The following is a 24,083-nucleotide window of genomic DNA, read 5'->3' as shown; positions in this document are numbered from 1 at the left end:
AGACGTTCACACGACTGACCTCAAGCCTGCCACGCAACTCCGAGGACAAACCGTTTCGGCACCCACCGCGAAGGGCTAGAGCGCACGCCGCATCCCCCGGTGCGGAATGCCCGCCTCCAGGTACTCCGGCCCGTACGGCTCGTAACCGAGCCGCGCGTAGAACCCCAGGGCATGCGTCTGCGCGTGGAGGTCGACGGCCGTGAGGCCCCGCGCGCGTGCCGCGTCCTCGATGGCCCGCACCAAGGCGGCGCCGACGCCGAGCCCGCGCGCACCGCTCGTCACGGCGAGCCGGCCGAGACAGCCCACGGACGGATCGGCTCCGGTCTGCGCCACGGCGGCCTCCCCGGACAGCAGCCGCCCGGTGCCGAGCGGCACGCCGTCCTCCCGGACCGCCAGCACATGGACGGCCCCGGCGTCGTGGGCGTCGTACTCCAGGTCCTCCGGCACGCCCTGCTCGCCGACGAAGACCTCCTTGCGCACCGCGAAGCACGCCTCACGGTCGGCCGGGCCCTCGGCGACCCGCACCACGTACCCCGGCGTGCTCACGCGTAGGTCTCCTCCCGGACCTGGTCGAGGGCCTTCTGCAGGTCCTCCGGGTAGTCGCAGGAGAACTCGGCCCACTGCCCGTCCCCGGGGTGCTCGAAGCCGAGCCGCACCGCGTGCAGCCACTGGCGGGTCAGACCGAGGCGTTTGGCGAGCGTCGGGTCGGCGCCGTAGGTCAGGTCACCGACGCAGGGGTGCCGGTGGGCGGCCATGTGGACGCGGATCTGGTGCGTGCGGCCCGTCTCCAGCTTCACGTCGAGCAGGGAGGCGGCGCGGAAGGCCTCGATGAGGTCGTAGTGCGTGACGGACGGCTTGCCCTCGGCGGTGACCGCCCACTTGTAGTCGTGCTGGGGGTGCCGGCCGATGGGGGCGTCGATGGTGCCGCTGGTCGGGTCGGGGTGGCCCTGGACGAGCGTGTGGTACCGCTTGTCGACCGTGCGCTCCTTGAACTGGCGCTTCAGCGACGTGTACGCGTACTCGGACTTGGCGACGACCATCAGCCCGGACGTGCCGACGTCGAGGCGGTGGACGATGCCCTGGCGCTCGGCGGCACCGGAGGTGGAGATCCGGTACCCGGCGGCGGCCAGGCCGCCGATGACGGTCGGCCCGCTCCAGCCCGGCGACGGGTGCGCCGCGACGCCGACCGGCTTGACGATCACGACCACGTCGTCGTCGTCGTGCACGATCTCCATGCCCTCGACCGGCTCGGCCACCACCTGCACCGGCGCGGGCGCCTGCGGCATCTCGACCTCCAGCCAGGCGCCGCCGTGCACGCGCTCCGACTTGCCGACCACCGACCCGTCGACCGTGACCTTCCCCGCGGCGGCGAGCTCGGCCGCCTTGGTACGGGAGAAGCCGAACATGCGGGAGATGGCGGCGTCGACGCGCTCGCCCTCCAGGCCGTCGGGCACGGGCAGGGTACGGATCTCGGGAATCGTGCTCACCCGTCGAGTATGCCGGACGGGTCCGACAGTCCCGTACGAGAGTCCGACGGTCCCTCAGTCCTTGTGGACGGTGCCGTCCGGGTCGAGCCCCTTGAACGACAGCAGCACGATCAGGATGCCGCCGCACACGATCGCCGAGTCGGCCAGGTTGAACACGGCGAAGTGCTTGGGCGCGATGAAGTCCACGACCGCGCCCTCGAAGACGCCCGGCGCCCGGAAGATCCGGTCGGTGAGGTTGCCCAGCGCACCGCCGAGCAGCAGGCCCAGCGCGATCGCCCAGGGCAGGCTGTAGAGCTTGCGGGCGAGCCGGGCGATCACCACGATCACCGCCGCCGCGATCATGGTGAAGATCACCGTGAAGGCCTCGCCGAAGCCGAAGGCGGCGCCCGCGTTGCGGATCGCCTCGAACTTCAGCCAGTCCCCGATGATCTCGATGGGCGGGTGGTGCTCCAGCTTGGCCACCACGATCATCTTGCTGATCAGGTCGAGGGCGTACGCGAACGAGGCGACGGCGAACAGCACCGCGATGCGGCGCCTGCCCCGGGGCCGCCCGGCCGTGGCCTCCGGCCGGCCCGCGCCCGCCGCGCCGGCGGCCGCCGCCGTGTCGTCGGTGCCGGACCCGCCGGGCCGGTCCTGCCCGTTCCCGGCCGCGTCCGGTGTGTCCGGCGTACCGATGATGCGCTCCGCCTCTGCCACGTGAGTCCCTCAACCTAGGTGCCTGACTGAGGACGAGGGTACGGCACACCCCGCGCCGCCCACGTGCTCAGGAGGCATTCGGCGGCCGGTCAGTACCGGCGCTCCTGCTTCTGCTTGCACTCCACGCACAGCGTGGCCCGCGGGAAGGCCTGCATCCGGGCCTTGCCGATGGGGTTGCCGCAGTGCTCGCACAGGCCGTAGGTGCCGGCGTGGAGGCGTTCCAGCGCGCGCTCGGTCTGGACGAGCATCTCGCGCGCGTTGGCGGCCAGGGCCAGCTCGTGCTCGCGCGTGATGTTCTTGGTGCCGGTGTCCGCCTGGTCGTCGCCCGCGCCGTCCCCGGAGTCCCGCATCAGACCGGCGAGCGACCGCTCCGACGAGGTGATCTCCTCGCGCAGCCGCGCCTCCTCCGACATCAGCTCGGAGCGCGCCTCCTCGACCTCCTCCGTCGTCCAGGGGTCCTCGCCCGGGCGTACCGCCAGCTCACCGGGGTCCGCCGCGCCCGCCCGCGCCTTCGGAACGGCGGTCTTCGCCGCCGTGGCCGTGCCAGGAGTCTTCTTCGCACCCACCGTCGTCGCTCCCGTCTGCGGCGCGGCCTCGGCCGCACCCGCCTTCTTGGCCGTGCTGCTCCCGGCCGTGTCCTGTGTGGCCGTACCGGTCCGGGCAGCGCCCTTCCCGGCCGGGCCCTTCGTGGTGGTGCTCCCGCCTCCGGCGCCCTGCCCGGCGACACCCTCGGCGCCCTTCTTCGCGGCGCCGGCCTTGGCGGCCTTCGCCCTGCTGACAGCGGCCTTCTTCGCCGCCGCCCCTTTGGCAGCCTTCTCGGCCACCGCATCCCTACCCACCGCTTCCACGGCGACCGCCTCCCCGGCCACCGCCTCCTTGGCGACCGGCTTCTTGGCGACCGCCTCCCTGGCCGCCGTCCTCTTGGCTGCCGTCCTCTTGGCTGCCGTCTTCTCGGCGACCGCTTTCTTGGCCGTTGCCTTGGGTGCTGTCTTCCCGGCCGCCGTCTCCTTCGCCGCCGTCTTCCCGACAGCCGCCGCCTTCTTGGCCGAAGCCTTCCTTGCAGCCGCCTTCTTGGCCGGAGCCTTTTCGCCCGCAGCCTTCACACCCTGCTCGGCCGCGCCCATCTTGGCCGTCACCTTCTTGACGGCCGCCTTGGTCTTCTTGACAGCTGCCTTCGTCCCCTCGGTCGCCTTCCCCGCCGCCCCCTTCGCCGCCCGCCCCGCCGAACCCCCCTGGGTGGACTTCTTCCCACCCACGTCCTTGGCCGCACCGCCGGAGGCCTCCCCGGACCTGCCGGACGCCGGCTGCTGTACGGCGGTCTTCTTCGCCACCATGGCCGCGGCCCCTTCACATATTGTGATCTTGCTCGCGAATCGTGCTGGGACGATAAATCGACTCGAGTCCCGCGGCAACGGGGCACACCGCCCGATTCGCCCGCCTCGCGCACGCCGCGCGGCGAACCTGCATCCGTTGTGCCCAGCTCCCCGCCCGGTAATCCGTCGAGCCGGACGTCCCAGGATCCGAACACCCATACCACCCCATTAGGGTCATCAAACCCATAAGCCGCCGCCCCCGGCGCCGCCCGGCCCCCGCACCCCGGAAAAGCGGTCGGCCGCTGTCCGCCCGGCGCCGTACACTGGGCGGAGCGAAAAGCGTGGATGGGGACGAGTAGCGGCGTACGCAGCCCAGAGCGACCCGGGGACGGTGGAAGCCCGGGGGCGAGCGCGACGTGAAGATCACCCCGGAGCCGCCGGAAGAAAGCCGCAGCCGAGGGCCGTGGCCAGTAGAACCGGCATCGCGACCCCAATGAGGGGGCTCCTCGGCGCACACCCCGCGCCGGAGGGCCAAGGAGGGTGGTACCGCGGGAGCGCGCCGAAGGCGGCGCAGGCAGACGTAGCTCTCGTCCCTCCGGACGGAAGGCAGCAAGTCCGCCGGAGGAAGCCCGCTGATGACATCGCCGACGTATCGCCAGGTACCCGCCCAGATCGACCTGCCCGCCCTCGAGCACGCGGTGCTCGACTTCTGGCGCGAGCAGAAGATCTTCGCCAAGAGCCTGGAGCAGTCCGAGGGCCGCCCCGAATGGGTGTTCTACGAGGGCCCGCCCACCGCCAACGGCATGCCCGGCGCCCACCACATCGAGGCGCGCGTCTTCAAGGACGTCTTCCCCCGCTTCCGCACCATGCGCGGCTACCACGTGGCCCGCAAGGCCGGCTGGGACTGCCACGGCCTCCCGGTGGAGCTCGCCGTCGAGAAGGAGCTCGGCTTCTCCGGCAAGCAGGACATCGAGGCGTACGGCATCGCCGCGTTCAACGCCAAGTGCCGCGAGTCGGTGACCCGCCACACGGACGCCTTCGAGGCGCTCACGACCCGCATGGGCTACTGGACCGACCTCCAGGACCCGTACCGCACGATGGACCCCGAGTACATCGAGTCGGTCTGGTGGTCGCTGAAGGAGATCTTCAACAAGGGCCTGCTGGTCCAGGACCACCGCGTCGCCCCCTGGTGCCCCCGCTGCGGAACGGGCCTGTCCGACCACGAGCTGGCGCAGGGATACGAGACGGTCGTCGACCCGTCCGTCTACGTCCGCTTCCCGCTCACCTCCGGCCCGCTCGCCGGCGAGGCCGCGCTCCTGGTGTGGACGACGACCCCGTGGACCCTGGTGTCCAACACCGCCGTCGCCGCCCACCCCGAGGTCACCTACGTCGTCGCGACCGACGGCGAGGAGAAGCTCGTCGTCGCCGAGCCGCTCGTCGCCAAGGCCCTCGGCGAGGGCTGGGAGCCCACCGGCGAGACCTTCACGGGCGCCGAGATGGAGCGCTGGACGTACCAGCGCCCCTTCGAGCTGGTGGAGTTCCCCGAGGCGGCCCACTTCGTGGTCAACGCCGAGTACGTCACCACCGAGGACGGTACGGGTCTGGTCCACCAGTCCCCCGCCTTCGGTGAGGACGACCTCAAGGTCTGCCGCGCGTACGGCCTCCCGGTCGTGAACCCGGTCCGCCCGGACGGCACCTTCGAGGAGGGCGTCCCGCTGGTCGGCGGCGTCTTCTTCAAGAAGGCCGACGAGAAGCTCACCGAGGACCTCCAGCAGCGCGGCCTGCTCTTCAAGCACATCCCGTACGAGCACAGCTACCCGCACTGCTGGCGCTGCCACACCGCGCTGCTCTACTACGCGCAGCCGTCCTGGTACATCCGCACCACGGCGCTCAAGGACCGCCTCCTCGCGGAGAACGAGAACACCAACTGGTTCCCGGACACGGTCAAGCACGGCCGCTACGGCGACTGGCTGAACAACAACATCGACTGGGCGCTGTCCCGCAACCGCTACTGGGGCACGCCGCTGCCGATCTGGCGCTGCGAGGACGACCACCTCACCTGCGCCGGCTCCCTCGCGGAGCTGACCGAGCTGACCGGCACCGACCAGTCGGGCCTGGACCCGCACCGCCCGTTCATCGACGAGGTCACCTTCGCCTGCCCGCAGGACGGCTGCGGCAAGACGGCCACGCGCGTGCCCGAGGTGATCGACGCCTGGTACGACTCGGGCTCGATGCCGTTCGCGCAGTGGGGCTACCCGTACAAGAACAAGGAGCTGTTCGAGGCCCGCTACCCGGCGCAGTTCATCTGCGAGGCCATCGACCAGACCCGCGGCTGGTTCTACACGCTGATGGCGGTCGGCACGCTCGTCTTCGACAAGTCGTCCTACGAGAACGTGGTCTGCCTCGGCCACATCCTCGCCGAGGACGGCCGCAAGATGTCCAAGCACCTGGGCAACACCCTGGACCCGATCCCGCTCATGGACCGGCACGGCGCCGACGCGGTCCGCTGGTTCATGGCGGCCGGCGGCTCCCCGTGGGCGGCCCGCCGCGTGGGCCACGGCACCATCCAGGAGGTCGTCCGCAAGACCCTCCTGACGTACTGGAACACGGTCGCCTTCCAGGCCCTGTACGCCCGTACGTCCGGCTGGGCCCCGTCCGAGGCCGACCCGGCCCCGGCCGACCGCCCGGTCCTGGACCGCTGGCTGCTGTCCGAACTGCACGCTCTCACCGACCAGGTCACCCAGGCCCTCGACGCCTACGACACCCAGCGCGCCGGCAAGCTGCTGTCCGCGTTCGTCGACGACCTGTCGAACTGGTACGTGCGCCGCTCGCGTCGCCGCTTCTGGCAGGGCGACAAGGCCGCGCTGCGCACGCTGCACGAGGTCGTCGAGACCGTGACGCAGCTCATGGCCCCGCTGACCCCGTTCATCACCGAGCGGGTCTGGCAGGACCTGATCGTTCCGGTCACCCCGGGCGCCCCGGAGTCGGTCCACCTGTCGACCTGGCCGGAGGCGGACCTCACCGCCATCGACCCGGGGCTGTCGAAGCAGATGGTGCTGGTGCGCCGGCTGGTGGAGCTGGGCCGGGCCACGCGCGCGGAGTCGGGCGTCAAGACCCGTCAGCCGCTGTCCCGCGCCCTGATCGCGGCCACCGGCTTCGAGACGCTGGACTCCGAACTGCGCACGCAGATCACGGAGGAGCTGAACGTCGAGTCCCTGGCGACGCTCAGCGAGGTCGGCGGCTCCCTGGTCGACACCACGGCCAAGGCCAACTTCCGCGCGCTCGGCAAGCGGTTCGGCAAGCGCGTCCAGGACGTGGCGAAGGCCGTCGCGAACGCGGACGCGGCCGCGCTGTCCCTGGCCCTGCGCGAGGGCACGGCGTCGGTGGAGGTCGACGGCGAGACCATCACGCTGGCTCCCGACGAGGTCATCATCACGGAGACCCCGCGCGAGGGCTGGTCGGTGGCATCGGACTCCGGCGCGACGGTCGCCCTGGACCTGGAGATCACGGAGGAGCTGCGCCGAGCGGGCCTCGCCCGTGACGCGATCCGGCTGATCCAGGAGGCCCGCAAGAACAGCGGCCTCGACGTGGCCGACCGCATCGCACTGCGCTGGACGGCGACGGACGCGGCGACGGTCGCGGCCCTCACCGACCACGCCGGCCTGATCGCCGACGAGGTCCTCGCCACGGACTTCGCCCAGGGTGAGGCGGACGACACCTACGGCGAGCCCTTCATCGACGAGGGCCTGTCCCTGACGTTCCGCCTGCGCAAGGCGTAACCCGCAGGACCTCTCAGACCGAAGGCCGTCGCACCGAAGGCCCGGCCCCGCCAAAGATCTTGGTGGGGCCGGGCCTTCGGCGTTGCGTGCGCAGAACGCCGGTGCGCGGGTGCGAACACGCGTGGCAAAAGGGCGAGGCCCCGGGGTGAACCCGGGGCCTCGCCCTGAACGCTGCCGACGTCTACGCCGTACTACTGGCCATCAGGCCGTCAGTTGTCATCCTCGTCGATCAGGAAGCCTCGCATGGGCGAGGGCGCCTGACCCATCGGGGACGGACCCTGCGGACGCACCGGCGCCATCGGCTGGGTCATCGCCGGAGACATCTGCTGCTGGCCACCGTAGGACGGAGCGGACGGCGAAGGCGCACCGCCCATCGTCTGGTTACCGCCGTACGACGGGGCACTCGCGCCGGCCGGAGCCATGGAAGGCGCCGGGGACGGCGGGAGGGACGCGGTCGCCGGAGTGCGCGGCGGGGCCAGCGAGTCGTCGGCCTGGGTCTCCAGCTGACGCAGCTGCGACTCCAGGTACGACTTCAGACGCGTGCGGTACTCGCGCTCGAAGCCGCGCAGGTCCTCGACCTTGCGCTCCAGCGTGGCGCGGGCGGACTCCAGGGAGCCCATCGCGACGCGGTGCTTCTCCTGCGCGTCCCGCTCCAGGGCATCGGCCTTGGCACGGGCGTCACGCTCCAGACCCTCGGCACGCGAACGCGCCTCGCCGACGATCTTGTTGGCTTCGGAACGGGCCTCGGCGATCGCCTGGTCGGCGGTCTGCTGGGCCAGCGAGAGGACACGCGCGGCGCTGTCGCCACCGGGGCCTCCCTGACCGGGGCCGCCCATCGGACCGCCCATGGGGCCGCCCATCGGACCACCCATCTGCTGCTGCATGGGGGGCTGACCCATCGGACCCGGACCCTGGCCCATCGGACCGGGACCACCAGGACCCTGGGGACCACCCTGACCGCCGGGGCCGGCGGGCAGCTGCGGGGCACCGCTCGGCAGCTGGGGCGGGCCACCCATGGGGCCGCCCATCTGCTGCTGCGGCGGGCCCGATATGCCGGCGGGAACGGGACCGCCGGGACCGCGCATGCCCTGCTGCTGCTGTTGCTGCTGATCCTGCTGCTGTTCCGGAGGCTTGCGCATGTTCTGCTGGTTCTGCGCAGCAGCGCGCGTGGCCGCGGCCAGTTTGGCGCGCAGGTCCTCGTTCTCACGGAGCAGGCGGGTCAGTTCGGCTTCGACCTCGTCGAGGAAGGCATCGACCTCGTCCTCGTCATAGCCTTCTCGGAGGCGGACGGTCGTGAACTGCTTGTTCCGCACGTCCTCGGGGGTCAACGGCATCTCTTCACCTCAACGTAGTCGTCGGCAGTCGGCAAGACCGTATCTGTCACATCGCTCACATCGCGCTCCGCACGAGTGTGATCAGGATGTAGACGATGATCATCAATACGAAGAAGGACAGGTCGAGCGCCACGCCCCCGAGACGCAGCGGCGGGATGACCCGCCGCAGAAGCTTGAGCGGTGGATCAGTGGCAGTGTAGGTGGCCTCCAGGACGACCACCATCGCCTTGCCGGGTTGCCATGAGCGGGCGAACTGGAAGACGTAGTCCATGACCAACCGGAAGATGAGCACGATGAGGAAGACCATCAGCGCGATGTAGAGAACCTGCAGAACCACGCTCATGACTGGCGCTTCCCTCTCCCCTGTTCCGTGCGATCTTTCCGGTGGTGCGTCTCAGCTCTGGTTGAAGAACCCGCCCTCTGCGATGCGGGCCTTGTCCTCCGCCGTGACATCGACGTTAGCAGGCGACAACAGGAACACCTTCTGCGTCACCCGCTCGATACTGCCGTGAAGACCAAACACCAAACCGGCCGCAAAGTCGACAAGTCGCTTCGCATCTGTGTCGTCCATCTCAGTCAGATTCATGATCACCGGGGTGCCCTCACGGAAGTGTTCCCCGATGGTACGGGCCTCGTTGTAGGTCCGTGGGTGGAGCGTGGTGATCCGGTAAGGCTCTCGTTCGGACACGACCTTGGGCATGATCACCGGTGCGTTCTTCTCCAGACTTGCGCGTTCTTGTGTGATGGATGCCACGGGCGCGATGCGCGCCGGGCGGCTGGATTCCGCGGGGAGCGAAGCAGAGCGGGGGGCAGGCTCGCGAGGTGCGGGCGGTTGTACGACTCGTACCTCTTCGTCCCTTTGGGGCTGATGTGAGACGTGCGGCTGGTGGGACGGCTCGTGCCGACGGTGGTCCCGCTCGGGTTCCGGGTCCAGTTCGGGTTCGAAGTCGTCGTCGGGGTCGAATCCGCGGCCGTCGTACCCATCGTCCTCCACGAGGCCGAGGTAGACCGCCATCTTGCGCATCGCGCCGGCCATGCTCTGAGTCCTCCGCTCTGTGGTGGATCGGCTGACGACTGCCAAGTGCCCGCGATCCACGGGGTCCTTGAATCCGCCTTTCGGCGGCAATGACCATATTTTCTGCTGTGGTCCGACTTCTTGGCGACGTTACCCGAGCCTGGGGCGGACTCCGAGTACCGCGCTGCCGACGCGCACATGTGTCGCTCCGGCCGCCACGGCGTGTTCGAGGTCCGCACTCATCCCTGCCGAGACCATGGTGGCAGCCGGATGACTCCGGCGCAGGTCAGTCGACAAATCCATCAACCGCTCGAAGGCCGCCTGTTCGCGTCCCGCGTACTCCCCGGTGAGCGGTGCGACGGTCATCAGTCCGTCGAGCCGCAGCCCCCGGGCCCCGGCCACGAGGTCGGCCAACTCCTCGATCCCGCCGGGGGCCACGCCTCCGCGCTCGCCCCGCTCGCTCTCCCCCGCGTCCAGTGCGACCTGGAGGAGACAGCCCAGCTCACGACCCGCCCGGACGGCCTCCTTCGACAGAGCTGTGACGAGCTTGGAACGATCGACGGACTGCACGAAATCCGCGTAACCGGCCACCGAGCGCACCTTGTTGGTCTGAAGTTGACCGACAAAATGCCATGTAAGGGGCAGATCCGTACAGGCCGCGGCCTTGGGCGCCGCGTCCTGGTCGCGGTTCTCGGCGACGTGGCGCACGCCGAGTTCCGCGAGGATCCGCACATCGCTCGCGGGGTAGGTCTTGGTGACCACGATCAGGGTCACGTCCTCGCGCAGGCGCCCCGCCGCCGCGCACGCGTCGGCGATGCGCCGCTCCACTTTCGCCAGATTCGCGGCGAGTTCGTCCTTACGGTCCGTCATGTCCTGTCAGTCCAGCCACACATAACCCGCGAGCCGCCCGGTGGTGCGGTCGCGTCGGTACGAGAAGTGATCGCGCGATTCCAGCGTGCACACCGGCGACTGCTCCCGGTCGCGCACCCCGAGCCGCTCCAGCTGGGCGTGCACTCCGGCGCTCACATCGACCGCCGGTGTGCCCCAACTCGTCTCGGCGTACGCCTCCGGCTCGACGGCGGACACCTCGGCGCGCATCGCCTCGGGCACTTCGTAACACCGGCCGCAGACGGTGGGTCCGGTGCGGGCGATGATCCGGGAGGGCTCGGCGCCCAGATCCGTCATCGCGCGTAGCGCGGCCGGGACGACTCCGGCGATCATGCCCGGCCGGCCCGCGTGGGCCGCGGCGGCGATCCCGGCGACCGGGTCGGCGAGCAGCACCGGCACGCAGTCGGCGGTGAGCACGGCGAGGGCGAGCCCGCGCCGCCTCGTGACGATCGCGTCGACCGACGGGATGTCGGACGACGATTCCCACGGTCCGTCCACCACCGACACGTCCGCCCCGTGCACCTGGTTCATCCAGACCACCCGGTCCGGCTCGACGCCCAGGGACTTGGCGGCCAGTTCCCGGTTGGTGCGTACGGCGTCCGGGTCGTCTCCGACCGCTCCGCCGAGATTGAGCTCCTCATACGGAGCGGCGCTCACCCCGCCCCACCGGTCGGTGAAGGCGAAGTGCGCGCCGCTCGCGCTCTCGCGCTGTCCTATCACGTCAGAAGGATCACTTGAGGAAGTCCGGTACGTCCAGTTCCTCGGCCGCGCTGTCCGAGTAGGTCCGCGGCGCCGGCGGGACCGGCGGGGCGACCGGGATGTCGTTGACCGGCTCCGGAGCGGGCTCCGGGTCCTCCTTCGGGGTCACGCTGCCGAGCGATCCGAAGGACGGGCGGCTCTCGGTCTGCCGCGCCGGGGCCGGCTCCTCGCGCTTGGCCGAGGTGGAGCCGATCACGTTCTCCCGGCGGGCCGGGGGCTGTCCCCCGTCGAAGCCGGCGGCGATGACCGTGACCCGGACCTCGTCGCCGAGGGCGTCGTCGATGACCGCGCCGAAGATGATGTTGGCCTCGGGGTGGGCGGCCTCGCTGACCAGCTGGGCGGCCTCGTTGATCTCGAACAGGCCGAGGTCGGAGCCGCCGGAGATGGAGAGCAGCACACCGCGGGCGCCGTCGATGGACGCCTCCAGCAGCGGCGAGGAGATCGCCATCTCGGCAGCGGCCACCGCGCGGTCGTCGCCGCGGGCCGAGCCGATGCCCATCAGGGCCGAGCCCGCCTCGGACATGACCGACTTGACGTCGGCGAAGTCGAGGTTGATGAGGCCGGGGGTGGTGATGAGGTCGGTGATGCCCTGGACACCGGAGAGCAGGACCTGGTCGGCCGACTTGAAGGCGTCGAGCACCGAGACCTGGCGGTCCGAGATGGACAGCAGCCGGTCGTTCGGGATGACGATGAGGGTGTCGACCTCTTCGCGGAGCTCGGCGATGCCGTCCTCGGCCTGGTTCGCGCGGCGCCGTCCCTCGAAGGTGAACGGCCGCGTGACCACGCCGATGGTGAGGGCACCCAGCGAGCGGGCGATGTTGGCCACGACGGGCGCGCCGCCGGTGCCGGTGCCGCCGCCTTCACCGGCTGTCACGAAGACCATGTCGGCCCCCTTGAGGACCTCCTCGATCTCCTCGCGGTGGTCCTCGGCGGCCTTGCGGCCCACGGCCGGGTTGGCTCCGGCGCCGAGTCCGCGGGTGAGTTCACGGCCGACGTCCAGCTTGACGTCGGCGTCGCTCATCAACAGGGCTTGCGCGTCGGTGTTGATGGCGATGAACTCGACGCCCTTGAGACCGACCTCGATCATCCGGTTGATGGCATTGACACCACCGCCGCCGACACCGATGACTTTGATGACTGCGAGGTAGTTCTGCGGTGCTGCCACGTCGAAGGCCTCTCGCCTCGAGTTACGTGTCGCCGAATCACCGTGACGCGCCTGCGCCCCGCGACCCGACGACTGATGCCGAATGGGACGGTCCGTATCGCCGACCCGAACCCTAACCCTGAAGTTTAGGGTTACCAGTGTGTCTGTTCCTTGGAGTCTTCTGAACAGGACACTAAGTCGACAAGTGGCGCACGTTCAACGAACACGCCGAACCTCCCGTTTTTCTTTTCACCCTATGTGATCAGCCGTAGCACTGCCCAACCAGGGTGCTGGCCTGCGCGGATGTGCGTCAACTCGCTGATGACGCGGGAGCGGTGGGGACGCTGACGTCGAAGTGCCGCGCGTCCGGCGAGGCTTTCATCAGAGCGGTGAGCGTACGGGCCTTCGCGGCGCCCTTCTCACTGCTCCCCCAGACGACCGTGCGGCCGTCCCGCAACTCCAGCGAGATGTCGTCGTAGGAACGGACCTTGACGGTCCGTGTGTCCCGGGCGACGGCGGCCGGAACGGCGCGGGCGACACCCACCGCCTCGCGCACCAGCCGGGACTCGCCGAAGCGGCGCAGGCTGGCCGCGGCGGAGCTGGACCGCGACAGCGTCAATTCCAGGGCGGGCACGCCTTTCGGCGCATCAGAAACCGTAGCGAAACGGACACCTTCATCGTCCACTTCGACGAACTTTCCGCCCTTTTGGACAATCAGAACCGGAGTCCGCTCAACCACTTTCAGGTCGATTCCATGGGGCCAGGAACGGACCACGTCAACCGCGTCAATTCGGGGCAATTTCCGGCGCAGTCGCGTCTCGATCGCATCGGTGTCCACGGAAATCAGCGGCTTCCCGAGGGGAACCTCGGCGGCCGCCTCGACCTGAGCCGGTGTCAGGACCCGGGTGCCCGACACGGAGACCCGCTCGGCGCGCAGCCAGTCGGACCCGTAGAACAGCCACAGGGTCGGGATGCCGAGGAAGACCAGGGCGAGCACCAGGATGACGATCACACGAACGTGGCGCCGCCGCAGACGCCTGCCGGGCGGCGGGCCGGACGACTCCTGCTGGCGTTCACCGCGCTCGGCGGTGGTCGATCCGGCCACGCTCCCCTGCCTTCCGTCATACGGGCCTAGCGGTGTGCACGAGCGGCGGCGATCGCCTCGTACACCATGCCGACGAGCAGGTCGTCGGCGTCCCGGCGGCCGAACTCGGCGGCGGCGCGGGACATCTGGTACAGCCGGTGCGGGTCGGCGAGCACGGGCAGGACGTTCTGCTGGACCCACTCGGGGGTCAGCTCCGCGTCGTCGACCAGCAGGCCGCCGCCGGCCTTCACCACCGGCTGGGCGTTGAGCCGCTGTTCGCCGTTGCCGATGGGCAGCGGGACGTAGGCGGCCGGGAGCCCGACGGCGGAGAGTTCGGCGACGGTCATCGCGCCCGCGCGGCAGAGCATCATGTCGGCCGCGGCGTACGCGAGGTCCATCCGGTCCAGGTAACTTACCGGGATGTACGGGGGCATCCCCGGCATCTGCTGGACCTGCGGCAGTTCGTTCTTCGGGCCGACCGCGTGCAGGATCTGGATGCCGGCCTGCTGGAGCCAGGGCGCGACCGTCTGCACGACTTCGTTGAGGCGGCGGGCGCCCTGGGAGCCGCCGGAGACCAGCAGCGTGGGCAGGTTCGGGTCGAGCCCGAAGGCGGCCCGGGCCTCGGGGCGTACGGCGGCGCGGTCCAGGGTGGCGATGGAGCGGCGCAGCGGGATGCCGATGTAGCGGGCGCCGCGCAGCTTGCTGTCCGGGGTGGAGACGGCGACCTGGCTGGCGTACCGCGAGCCGATCTTGTTGGCCAGGCCCGGGCGGGCGTTGGCCTCGTGGATGACGATCGGCACGCCGAGGCGCTTGGCCGCGAGGTAGCCGGGCAGGGCGACGTAGCCGCCGAAGCCCACCACGGCGTCCGCCTTGGTGCGCTCCAGGATCTGCTCGGTCGCCTTGATGGTGCCGCGCAGCCGGCCCGGGACGGTGATCAGCTCGGGGGTGGGCTTGCGTGGCAGCGGTACGGCGGGGATCAGCGCGAGTTCGTAGCCGCGCTCGGGTACGAGACGTGTCTCGAGGCCGCGCTCCGTGCCCAGGGCCGTGATGCCCACGGTCGGATCCTGCCTGCGCAGGGCGTCCGCGAGGGCGAGCGCGGGCTCGATGTGGCCCGCGGTTCCTCCGCCGGCGAGTACGACATGCACCGAAATTCACCGCTCTCCGGACGAGCGCGCCGCCGAGGCACGCCGTCGCATCGTGTTCCATCTCCGGGGAGTCCGACCGGAACCGGTTCCCCCAGCCCCCCGCTTTCTACCAAAGCGGGGTTGCCGCATCGCAAGCGCCGCCCGCGCAGCGGGCTCGTCGCGCGCGAAGGCGATCAGCAGCCCGATGGCGAACATGGTCGGCAGCAGGGCGGATCCTCCGTAGGAGAACAGCGGGAGGGGGACGCCGGCGATCGGCAGCAGACCGAGCACCGCACCGATGTTGATCACGGCCTGGGCCGTGATCCAGGTGGTCACGCCTCCCGCGGCATACCTGACGAAGGGGTCCTCCGTGCGTCCGGCCACGCGGATACCCGCATAGCCTAGAGCCGCGAAGAGGGCGAGGACCGACAGCGTCCCCGCCAGGCCCAGTTCCTCACCGGTGACGGCGAAGATGAAGTCGGTGTGGGCTTCGGGGAGTTGGCCCCATTTCTCCACACTCGCACCCAGCCCGGAGCCGAAGATTCCGCCGGAGGCGAGGGCGTAGATGCCGTGCACGGCCTGCCAGCAGTCGACCGGTCCGGACTGGGGTTCGGTGGCGCCGAGGCACTGCAGGCGGGCCATGCGGTTGGGGCTGGTCTTGATGAGGATCAGGCCGAGCACGGCCGCGATCGACAGCACACCGGCGAACAGCCGCGTGGGCGCTCCGGCCAGCCAGAGCAGGCCGAACAGGATGGCCGTGAGGATGATCGCCGTGCCCATGTCGCCGCCGATCATGATCAGACCGAGCAGCATGAAGGCGGCCGGCACCAGCGGGACGAGCATGTGCTTCCACTGGGTCAGCAGCCGCTTGTCCTGCTTGCGGGCGAGCAGGTCGGCGCCCCACAGCACCAGGGCGAGCTTGCCGAACTCGCTGGGCTGGATCTGGAAGGAGCCGCCGAGGGCGATCCAGTTCTGGTTGCCGTTGACCGACACTCCTATCCCGGGGATCTGCACCAGGGCCATGAGGAAGACGGCGCCCGCGAGGATCGGGTAGGCCAGCGCCCGGTGGAGTTTCACCGGCATGCGTGAGGCAGCGAACAGCAGACCGGCGCCGATCAGCGCCGCGAGCAGCTGCTTGCGGAAGAAGTACGAGCCCGGCAGGGACATCTGCAGCGCGGTGATCTGGGAGGCCGAGTAGACCATCACCAGGCCGAGCACGGTGATCAGCAGGCTGCCGCCGAGGATCAGGTAGTAGGCGGTCAGCGGCCGGTCCCAGCCCCGGCGGGCACGGGTGTAGAAGTTCAGGACGGGGTTGTCGCGCAGGGACCGGGGAGGGACGGGGCGCTTGGGGGCGCGCTGGACCGGGGGCCGTCCGGTGCGGCTGGTGGGCATCGCCGATCACCCGGCCAGGCCGGGGGGAAACGCTCCACCGCGCAGGCCCCCAGGCCGCCGCTCGGGCACCAGCCGCATCCGTGTCACGCGTCCCTCCCAGGTACGCCCGGCACTCCCGCCGGGCGAGGCGGACCCGGGTCAGCCTTCGGCGGAGCCGAGCTCACGAACGGCGTCCGCGAAAGCGTCCCCGCGCTTGTTGTAGTTGACGAACATGTCCATGGAGGCGCACGCCGGAGCCAGCAGCACCGTGTCACCGGGGCGGGCGAGCCGCCGTGCCTCCTGAACCGCCGCGCGCATCGCCCCAGTGTCGGTCCGGTCGAGGTCGACGACGGGTACTTCCGGGGCGTGTCGCGCCAGGGCTTCGCGGATGAGCGCGCGGTCCGCGCCGATCAGCACGGCACCGCGCAGCCGTTTCGCCGCCTTGGCGACCAGCTCGTCGAAGACAGCGCCCTTGGCGAGCCCGCCCGCGATCCACACGATCGACTCGTACGCCGCCAACGAGGCTTCGGCCGCATGCGTGTTGGTCGCCTTGGAGTCGTCGACGTACGCGACCCCGTCCACGTCGGCGACGTGCGCGATGCGGTGGGCGTCCGGGGTGAAGGCCCGCAGGCCGTCCCGTACGGCCTTGGCGGGGACGCCGTAGGCGCGGGCGAGGGCCGCCGCCGCGAGGGCGTTGGCGATGTTGTGCGGGGCCGGCGGGTTGACGTCCGCGACCTCGGCGAGCTCCTGGGCGTTCTTCTGCCGGTTCTCGACGAAGGCGCGGTCGACCAGGATGCCCTCGACGACGCCGAGTTGGGAGGGCGCGGGCGTGCCGAGCGTGAAGCCGATGGCCCGGCAGCCCTCCTCCACGTCGGCCTCGCGGACCAGGTCCTCGGTGGCCTTGTCGGCCACGTTGTAGACGCAGGCGACGCGATTGCCCTCGTAGATGCGGCCCTTGTCGGCGGCGTAGGCCTCCATGGAGCCGTGCCAGTCGAGGTGGTCGGGGGCGAGGTTCAGCACCGCGGCCGAGTGGGCGCGCAGGGAGGGCGCCCAGTGCAGCTGGTAGCTGGACAGCTCCACGGCGAGGACGTCGTACTTCTCCTCGCCGAGCACCGCGTCCAGCAGGGAGACGCCGATGTTGCCGACGGCGGCGGTGCGCAGCCCGGCCGCCTTCAGGATCGAGGCGAGCATCTGGACGGTGGTGGTCTTGCCGTTGGTGCCCGTGACGGCCAGCCAGTCGGCGGCGTCGGGGCCGCGCAGGCGCCAGGCCAGTTCGACGTCGCCCCAGATCTCCACTCCCGCGTCACGAGCAGCCGTGAACAGCGGCTTGTCCGGCTTCCAGCCGGGCGCGGTGACGATCAGCTCGGTGCCCTCCGGCAAGGTGTCGCCGTCGCCCAGGCGCACGGTGATCCCGAGCGCCTCCAGCTCGGCCGCCTGCGCCCGGGCGCGCTCGTCGGCGCCGTCGTTGACGACCGTGACGACCGCGCCGAGGCCGTGCAGCACCTTGGCCGCCGGGACGCCGGAGACGCCGAGTCCGGCGACGGTGACGTGCTTGCCCTGGAAGTCGAAGGGCTCCGAGGAGGTCACTTGTCCGCTGCCCATCCTGCGTAGAAGAGGCCAAGTCCGACAATCACACAGATGCCCTGAATGATCCAGAAGCGGACCACGACGAGCACTTCGGACCAGCCCTTGAGTTCGAAGTGGTGCTGGAGTGGCGCCATCCGGAAGACGCGCTTGCCGGTGAGGCGGAACGAACCGACCTGGATCACCACGGACATGGTGATCAGGACGAACAGGCCGCCGAGGATGGCGAGCAGCAGCTCGGTGCGGGAGCAGATCGCGAGGCCCGCGAGCACACCGCCGAGCGCGAGCGAACCGGTGTCACCCATGAAGATCTTGGCCGGCGAGGTGTTCCACCACAGGAAGCCCAGGCAGGCGCCCATCAGCGCGGAGGCGACCACCGCCAGGTCGAGCGGGTCGCGCACCTCGTAGCACGCGCCCGGGTTGGTCAGGGTCTGCGCGTTGGCGCAGGACTCCTGGAACTGCCAGACACCGATGAAGGTGTAGGCGCCGAAGACGAGCACCGAGGCACCGGTGGCCAGACCGTCCAGGCCGTCGGTCAGGTTCACGCCGTTCGACATCGCGAGGATCATGAACAGCGCCCAGACCACGAACAGCACCGGGCCGATCGTCCAGCCGAAGTCCGTGATGAACGACAGCTTCGTGGAGGCCGGGGTGTTGCCGCGGTTGTCCGCGAACTGCAGCGACAGCACCGCGAAGCCGATGCCGACGATCAGCTGGCCGGCCATCTTCGCCTTGGCCCGCAGACCCAGCGAACGCCGCTTGACGATCTTGATGTAGTCGTCCAGGAAGCCGACCAGGCCCATGCCGACCATCAGGCCGAGCACCAGCAGACCCGAGAAGGTCGGCGCCGCGTCGGCCTCCGGGTCCAGATAGCCCGTGATCACCTTCGCCAGGAAGTACGCGGCGACCGTCGCCAGGATGAAGGCGATACCGCCCATGGTCGGCGTACCGCGCTTGCTGGCGTGCTCGCGCGGGCCGTCGTCGCGGATGTACTGGCCGTAGCCCTTGCGCGCGAGGAGCTTGATCAGCAGCGGGGTGCCGATCAGCGTGAGAAAGAGACCAATGACTCCTGCGAACAGGATCTGCTTCATCATCGGGCGGAAACCTCACCCTCGGCACCGGTCTCGAGCAGCGCCTGGGCAACGCTCTCGAGCCCGACCGAACGGGACGCCTTCACGAGCACGACGTCCCCCGGGCGCAACTCGCTGCGCAACAGGTCGACCGCCGCCTGTGCGTCGGACACGTGCACCGACTCCTCACCCCACGAACCCTCGTTATATGCGCCCAGTTGCAGCCAGGCGGCTTCCCTGCCACCGACCGCGACGAGCTTGCTGACGTTGAGCCGGACGGCGAGCCGTCCGACCGCGTCGTGCTCGGCGAGAGCCTCGTCCCCGAGCTCGGCCATCTTGCCGAGCACCGCCCACGTGCGACGCCCCTTGCCGATGGCCGCCAGCGCGCGCAGAGCGGCCTTCATGGACTCGGGGTTCGCGTTGTAGGCGTCGTTGACGACCGTCACGCCGTCCGGGCGCTCGGTGACCTCCATCCGCCAGCGGGAGAGGGAGCCCGCCTCGGAGAGCGCGACGGCGATCTCGTCTGCGGACATGCCCAACTCGTGGGCGACGGCGGCCGCGGCGAGCGCGTTCGACACGTGGTGCTCACCGTACAGGCGCATGGTCACATCGCTTGCACCGGAGGGTGTGTGAAGCCTGAACGCGGGCTGTCCGGTGTCCGTGAGTCGCACGTTCTCGGCGCGAACGTCCGCTTCGCCGGACTCTCCGAAAAAGAGCACCTTCGCCTTCGTACGGGAGGCCATGGCCCGGACGTAGGGGTCGTCGGCGTTGAGGATCGCGGTGCCGCCGTCGGCCTCGGAGGGCAGCGCCTCGACCAGTTCGCCCTTGGCCTGGGCGATCTGCTCGCGGCCGCCGAACTCGCCGATGTGAGCGGATCCGACGTTGAGCACCAGGCCGATCTTCGGCGGGGTCAGTTCCGTGAGGTAGCGGATGTGCCCGATGCCGCGGGCGCCCATCTCCAGGACGAGGAACCTCGTCTCCTCCGTGGCGCTGAGCGCGGTCAGCGGCAGCCCGATCTCGTTGTTGAGCGAGCCGGGCGTGAACACCGTCGGCGCCTTGCGCTGGAGCACCTGCGCGATGAGGTCCTTGGTGCTGGTCTTGCCCGCCGAACCGGTGAGGGCGACGAGGGTGGCGCCGAGGCGTCGTACGACGTGCCGCGCGAGGGCGCCGAGGGCGGTCTGGACGTCGTCCACGACGATCGCGGGCACGCCGACGGGGCGGGTGCCGAGCACGGCCACCGCTCCCGCCTCGACGACCGCCGCCGCGAAGTCGTGGCCGTCCACGCGCTCCCCGGCGAAGGCCACGAACAGGCTGCCCGGCACCGCCTCGCGGGAGTCCCGGACGACCGGGCCGGTGACCTGGACGGACGGATCCGGTATGTCGTGCGTCTGCCCGCCGACGACTTCTGCGATCTCGGCGAGGGAGAGGGCGATCACAAGTTCATCCCCTGGGTCTTCTGGATTTTCATCCCTGGGTCTTCTGGATGGCTTCGCGGAGCACCTGGCGGTCGTCGAAGGGACGGACCACCCCGGCGATGTCCTGGCCCTGCTCGTGGCCCTTGCCCGCGACCAGCACGGTGTCGCCGGGCTCGGCGCGGGCGACGGCGGCGGCGATCGCGGCGGCCCGGTCCTCGAAGACCTGCACCTCGCCGCGCTCGTGCGCGGGCACGGAGGCCGCGCCCTGGAGCATCGTGGCGAGGATCGCGAGCGGGTCCTCGCCGCGGGGGTTGTCGGAGGTCAGCACGGCGGTGTCGGCGAGCCGCGCCGCGGCGGCGCCCATGGGCGCGCGCTTGGTCCTGTCCCGGTCGCCGCCGCAGCCGAGGACGATGTGCAGCCGGCCCTCGGTGACCTTGCGGAGCGCTTTGAGAACCGACTCGACCGCATCCGTCTTGTGGGCGTAGTCGACGACCGCGAGGTACGGCTGCCCGGCGTCCACGCGCTCGAGGCGGCCCGGCACGCCCGGTACGGCGGCCACACCGTCGGCGGCGGCCTGCGGGTCGAGGCCGGCCACGGCGAGGGCGACGATCGCGGCGAGGGTGTTGGCCACGTTGAAGGGGCCCGGCAGCGGCGACTTGGCGCTGATCCGCTCGCCCTTGGGCCCGATGACGGTGAACGTCGAGTCCAGCCGGCCGATCTCGACGTCCTCGGCGCGCCAGTCGGCGTCGGGGTGGCCCTCGGCGGAGTAGGTGACGACCGGGACGGTGGCCTCCTTGGCCAGCCTGCGGCCGTACTCGTCGTCGACGTTGACCACGCCGAGTTTGCCCCGTTTCGGGGTGAACAGCTGCGCCTTCGCCTGGAAGTAGTCCTCCATGTCGGAGTGGAACTCCATGTGCTCCGGGCTGAGGTTGGTGAAGACGCCGATGTCGAAGACGCAGCCGTCGACGCGGCCGAGCACCAGGGCGTGGCTGGAGACCTCCATGGCGACCGCGTCGACGCCGCGCTCGCGCATGACGGCGAACAGGGCCTGCAGGTCGGTCGCTTCCGGCGTGGTGCGCTCGGACTTGATGCGCTCGTCGCCGATGCGCATCTCGACGGTGCCGATCAGGCCGGTGGACCTGACGGTCTTCAGGCCGCCCTCGACGAGGTAGGCGGTGGTGGTCTTGCCGGACGTGCCGGTGATGCCGATCTGGAGCAGGTCCCGGCCGGGGTGGCCGTAGATCGTGGCGGCCAGCTCGCCCATCCGCCCGCGCGGGTCGTCGACGACCAGGACCGGCAGCCCGGAGGCGGCGGCGCGCTCGGCGCCCGTGGGGTCCGTCAGCACGGCGGCGGCGCCCAGGCCCGCGGCCTGGTCGACGAAGTCGGCGCCGTGCAGCCGGGCGCCCGGGAGGGCGGCGTACAGATCGCCGGGGCGCACGGCGCGGGAGTCATGGGTGATGCCCGTGACCTCGGCGGCGCTCTCCGGCGCGGGAGCACCCAGCTGATCGGCGAGTTCCGCGAGGGATGTGGCGGAGACCTGCACCGGCCTGGGCGGCCCGGGGTATGTCACGGGATGGCCCTTCTGGGTGGTTTGGGACTGATCAGCGTGTGGCACGGCGGTGAGCGTACCGGGCGTACCCGCCTCCGGGCGAAGTGAGGGGCCGGGGGTGCTCTGGTTCCCGGGGTCGGGGGTGATCGTCGTCACGAGGTGGTTCCTGGCTGGTTTCCATGCTGACCTGGGCTTGCGGCCGGTCAGCGCCTGAAGGTGACCGGGAGCTTCGCGGGCTTGGCTCCGGTCGGCGGGACCTGGAGGGACTTCAGTGCGAACTCCATGACCTGCTTGTAGACGGGGCCGCAGATCTGCCCGCCGAAGTAGCTGCCCCGAGTGGCGTTCTGAATGGCGCAGTACACGGTGACGCGGGGCTTGTCGGCGGGCGCGAACCCGGCGAACGACGAGGTGTAGCCACGGTACTTGCCGGTGGCCGGATCCACACGGTTGGCCGTGCCCGTCTTGCCCGCGACGCGGTAGCCGGGGATGCGGGCCTTGGTTCCGGTGCCCTCCTCGTCGTCCACGACGGACTCCAGCATCTGGGCGAGGGTCTTCGCCGTCCTGTCGCTCACGACCCGTGTCTTCTTGGGCTTGGGGGCGGGGGTGAAGCGGCCGTCGGGGCCCTTGGTGCCGCGGACGAGCGTGGGTTCGACGCGGACGCCGCCGTTGGCGATGGTGGAGTACACGGACGCCGCCTGCATGGCGTTGATGGAGACGCCCTGGCCGAAAGGGATCGTGTACTGCTGCGAGGTCGACCACTTGTCGGGCGGGGCGAGGATGCCCGGGGTCTCGCCGGGGAAGCCGAGGCCGGTGTAGTGGCCGAGGCCGAACTTGCGCAGGTAGTCGTAGAGGACCTTGTTGGCCTGGGACTGGGTCTTGCCGAGCTGGCCGGTGGCGAGGATGGTGCCGATGTTGCTGGACTTGGCGAGGACGCCGTTGAGCGTCAGGTACCAGGTCGGGTGGTCGACGTCGTCCTTGAAGAGCCGGTCGCCGCGGTGCAGCCGGTTGGGCACGACGACGTGGGTCATCGGGGTGGCGGCGTCCTCCTCCAGCACGGCCGCCATCGACATGACCTTGGCGGTGGAGCCGGGTTCGAAGGCGTCCTGGAGGGCGGCGTTGCCGAGGGCGGCCGGGTCGGCGTCGGACAGGTCGTTCGGGTCGAAGCCGGGCGAGTTGGCCATGGCCAGGATCTGCCCGGTGCGGGTGTCCTGGACGATGACGTAGCCGCGGTCGGCGGCGGACTCCTTCACCTGGTCGGTGATGGCCTTCTGGGCGGCCCACTGGATGTCGCGGTCGATGGTGAGTTCGACGTCGCTGCCGGGCACGGCGGGGGTCTCGGTGGCGCCCCCGGCGGTGGGGACGAGCCGGCCGCCGGACTGGGCGTAGCGGATCTTGCCGTCCTTGCCGGCGAGCTGCTTGTTCAACTGGAGCTCGATGCCGCCGCCGGGCTTGCCCTCGCCGTTGACCCAGCCCAGTATCCCGGCGGCGAGGTCGCCGTTGGGGTACACGCGCTTGCTGGTGGCGACGGAGAAGACGCCCGCGAGCACGTTGTGCACGGACTTGTCCCTCTCCGCCTTCTTCGCCAGCGCGGACTTCAGGTCCTTGATCTGCTTCCAGACCTGCGGGGTCTGGCGGGAGGCCAGCTTGACGTAGCGCAGGGCCTTGTTCTTCGGCCGCAGCTTCTCGACCAGGGCCTCCTGCTCCTGGCCGAGGATCGGCGCGAGCAGGGCGGCCGCCTGTTCGGGCCCGTCCCCGATCTTCAGCATCTTCGGGGCGAACATCGTGGGATCGGCGGTGATGTCGTAGGCGTCCTCGCTGGTCGCCAGGGCGACACCGCTGCGGTCGGTGATCTCGCCCCGGTCCGCGGCCAGCACCTGCCCGACGTAGCGGTTCTGCTCGGCCTTGGCGGCGTACGTGCTCGCGTCGACGGCCTGCACCTGGAACAGCCGCACGACGAAGGCGATCAGCACGAGCGTCAGCGCGAGCCCGACCAGCCGCAGCCGGGGGCGCGGGCTGCCCAGCCGCAGCGGCCTGGGCGCCGCCGGGCGCCCAGGCCCCGGCCGCCGGGCCGGCCGGGCACCGGGCCCGGGCCGCCGCCGCGCATCGGGCCGCGCGGGCCGCGCGGGTCCGGGCACACGACGGCGCGGGGGTTCCCTGTCGGACACTTCCGTCACCTGCCGGGGGTCGGGGTGGGCTGGGGACTGGCGGACGCGGTGGCGGCCGGACGCGCCCCGGGACGGCTGCCGACCGCAGGGCACACGCCACGGCGGCCCCGGGCCTCGGGACCGGCGACCCTGGCGAAGCCGGGCGCACGGCACGGCAATGGCCCGGCGGGCACCCGGCAGCACGGCGACAGCCCGGGGGGTACCTCCGCCGCCCGGCCGAGCGCCCGGTCCGCCGCGCGCCGGCGAGCGGAAGGAGCGCCGACCGGACGAACGCCGGCTCCAGGAGGGCAGCCGGGCCTGGTGAGG

General features: G+C 70.7%; 19 protein-coding genes. 1 reads left to right on the top strand and 18 read right to left on the bottom strand.

Annotated elements, in window-relative coordinates; genetic code table 11:
• Positions 1 to 75: 75 nt before the first annotated feature.
• The 4 genes from ABZ386_RS04065 to ABZ386_RS04050 form a co-directional block, all read right to left on the bottom strand.
• The gene (locus ABZ386_RS04065; protein ID WP_351331875.1) at positions 76 to 546 is read right to left on the bottom strand and encodes a GNAT family N-acetyltransferase; all 471 of its coding nucleotides are present in this window, start codon (positions 544 to 546) and stop codon (positions 76 to 78) included.
• On the bottom strand, positions 543 to 1,487 hold the full coding sequence (locus ABZ386_RS04060) for an RluA family pseudouridine synthase (protein WP_190048964.1): 945 nt from the start codon (positions 1,485 to 1,487) through the stop codon (positions 543 to 545). The genes ABZ386_RS04065 and ABZ386_RS04060 overlap by 4 nt, the downstream gene beginning before the upstream one ends.
• Before the next feature lie 54 nt (positions 1,488 to 1,541).
• Positions 1,542 to 2,183 (bottom strand): signal peptidase II, encoded by a 642-nt coding sequence (lspA, locus tag ABZ386_RS04055; RefSeq protein ID WP_351331878.1) that lies wholly within the window; start codon positions 2,181 to 2,183, stop codon positions 1,542 to 1,544.
• An 89-nt stretch (positions 2,184 to 2,272) separates the two neighbouring features.
• A complete protein-coding gene (locus tag ABZ386_RS04050) occupies positions 2,273 to 3,517 on the bottom strand; it encodes a TraR/DksA C4-type zinc finger protein (protein ID WP_358963500.1) in 1,245 nt (414 codons plus the stop codon).
• A gap of 614 nt (positions 3,518 to 4,131) precedes the next feature.
• On the opposite strand from ABZ386_RS04050, the gene ileS reads away from it, so the two are divergent.
• The gene (gene ileS, locus ABZ386_RS04045) at positions 4,132 to 7,275 is read left to right on the top strand and encodes an isoleucine--tRNA ligase (protein WP_358963497.1); all 3,144 of its coding nucleotides are present in this window, start codon (positions 4,132 to 4,134) and stop codon (positions 7,273 to 7,275) included.
• Positions 7,276 to 7,484: 209 nt separating this feature from the next.
• Here the strand turns inward: ileS and ABZ386_RS04040 are convergent, their stop codons facing one another.
• The 14 genes from ABZ386_RS04040 to ABZ386_RS03975 form a co-directional block, all read right to left on the bottom strand.
• Positions 7,485 to 8,609 carry a DivIVA domain-containing protein gene (locus ABZ386_RS04040; RefSeq protein ID WP_351331887.1) on the bottom strand — a complete coding sequence of 375 codons (1,125 nt, stop codon included), beginning with the start codon at positions 8,607 to 8,609 and terminating at the stop codon, positions 7,485 to 7,487.
• Between the two features lie 55 nt (positions 8,610 to 8,664).
• Positions 8,665 to 8,952, bottom strand: coding sequence for a YggT family protein (locus ABZ386_RS04035; RefSeq protein WP_114251539.1), 288 nt, complete (start codon positions 8,950 to 8,952; stop codon positions 8,665 to 8,667).
• Between the two features lie 51 nt (positions 8,953 to 9,003).
• On the bottom strand, positions 9,004 to 9,645 hold the full coding sequence (sepF, locus tag ABZ386_RS04030) for a cell division protein SepF (protein WP_094052512.1): 642 nt from the start codon (positions 9,643 to 9,645) through the stop codon (positions 9,004 to 9,006).
• Between the two features lie 129 nt (positions 9,646 to 9,774).
• Positions 9,775 to 10,494, bottom strand: coding sequence for a YggS family pyridoxal phosphate-dependent enzyme (locus ABZ386_RS04025; protein WP_358963495.1), 720 nt, complete (start codon positions 10,492 to 10,494; stop codon positions 9,775 to 9,777).
• Positions 10,495 to 10,500: 6 nt separating this feature from the next.
• Positions 10,501 to 11,232 carry a peptidoglycan editing factor PgeF gene (gene pgeF / locus ABZ386_RS04020; protein WP_358963492.1) on the bottom strand — a complete coding sequence of 244 codons (732 nt, stop codon included), beginning with the start codon at positions 11,230 to 11,232 and terminating at the stop codon, positions 10,501 to 10,503.
• 10 nt (positions 11,233 to 11,242) lie between these two features.
• Positions 11,243 to 12,436 carry a cell division protein FtsZ gene (gene ftsZ / locus ABZ386_RS04015; RefSeq protein ID WP_020277551.1) on the bottom strand — a complete coding sequence of 398 codons (1,194 nt, stop codon included), beginning with the start codon at positions 12,434 to 12,436 and terminating at the stop codon, positions 11,243 to 11,245.
• Positions 12,437 to 12,725: 289 nt separating this feature from the next.
• Positions 12,726 to 13,520 carry an FtsQ-type POTRA domain-containing protein gene (locus tag ABZ386_RS04010; RefSeq protein WP_351331895.1) on the bottom strand — a complete coding sequence of 265 codons (795 nt, stop codon included), beginning with the start codon at positions 13,518 to 13,520 and terminating at the stop codon, positions 12,726 to 12,728.
• A 26-nt stretch (positions 13,521 to 13,546) separates the two neighbouring features.
• Positions 13,547 to 14,644, bottom strand: coding sequence for an undecaprenyldiphospho-muramoylpentapeptide beta-N-acetylglucosaminyltransferase (gene murG / locus ABZ386_RS04005; RefSeq protein WP_010039354.1), 1,098 nt, complete (start codon positions 14,642 to 14,644; stop codon positions 13,547 to 13,549).
• Between the two features lie 6 nt (positions 14,645 to 14,650).
• Positions 14,651 to 16,015: a putative lipid II flippase FtsW gene (gene ftsW, locus ABZ386_RS04000; protein ID WP_351331898.1), complete on the bottom strand. Its 1,365-nt coding sequence runs from the start codon at positions 16,013 to 16,015 to the stop codon at positions 14,651 to 14,653.
• A 138-nt stretch (positions 16,016 to 16,153) separates the two neighbouring features.
• Positions 16,154 to 17,596 carry a UDP-N-acetylmuramoyl-L-alanine--D-glutamate ligase gene (murD, locus tag ABZ386_RS03995; RefSeq protein ID WP_351331900.1) on the bottom strand — a complete coding sequence of 481 codons (1,443 nt, stop codon included), beginning with the start codon at positions 17,594 to 17,596 and terminating at the stop codon, positions 16,154 to 16,156.
• Positions 17,578 to 18,669 carry a phospho-N-acetylmuramoyl-pentapeptide-transferase gene (mraY, locus tag ABZ386_RS03990; RefSeq protein ID WP_114257358.1) on the bottom strand — a complete coding sequence of 364 codons (1,092 nt, stop codon included), beginning with the start codon at positions 18,667 to 18,669 and terminating at the stop codon, positions 17,578 to 17,580. Before mraY ends, murD begins: the two co-directional genes overlap by 19 nt.
• Positions 18,669 to 20,084, bottom strand: coding sequence for a UDP-N-acetylmuramoyl-tripeptide--D-alanyl-D-alanine ligase (murF, locus tag ABZ386_RS03985; protein WP_114251546.1), 1,416 nt, complete (start codon positions 20,082 to 20,084; stop codon positions 18,669 to 18,671). The genes mraY and murF overlap by 1 nt, the downstream gene beginning before the upstream one ends.
• Positions 20,085 to 20,112: 28 nt before the next feature.
• A complete protein-coding gene (locus tag ABZ386_RS03980) occupies positions 20,113 to 21,633 on the bottom strand; it encodes a UDP-N-acetylmuramoyl-L-alanyl-D-glutamate--2,6-diaminopimelate ligase (RefSeq protein ID WP_351331903.1) in 1,521 nt (506 codons plus the stop codon).
• Positions 21,634 to 21,815: 182 nt separating this feature from the next.
• Positions 21,816 to 23,777: a penicillin-binding protein 2 gene (locus ABZ386_RS03975; RefSeq protein ID WP_351331905.1), complete on the bottom strand. Its 1,962-nt coding sequence runs from the start codon at positions 23,775 to 23,777 to the stop codon at positions 21,816 to 21,818.
• Positions 23,778 to 24,083 lie beyond the last annotated feature (306 nt).

This window comes from Streptomyces sp. NPDC006140 (assembly GCF_040628815.1).
GTDB lineage: Bacteria > Actinomycetota > Actinomycetes > Streptomycetales > Streptomycetaceae > Streptomyces.
The sequence above is the reverse complement of the archived record's forward strand: the minus strand, read 5'-3'. Positions and strand labels throughout refer to the sequence as shown.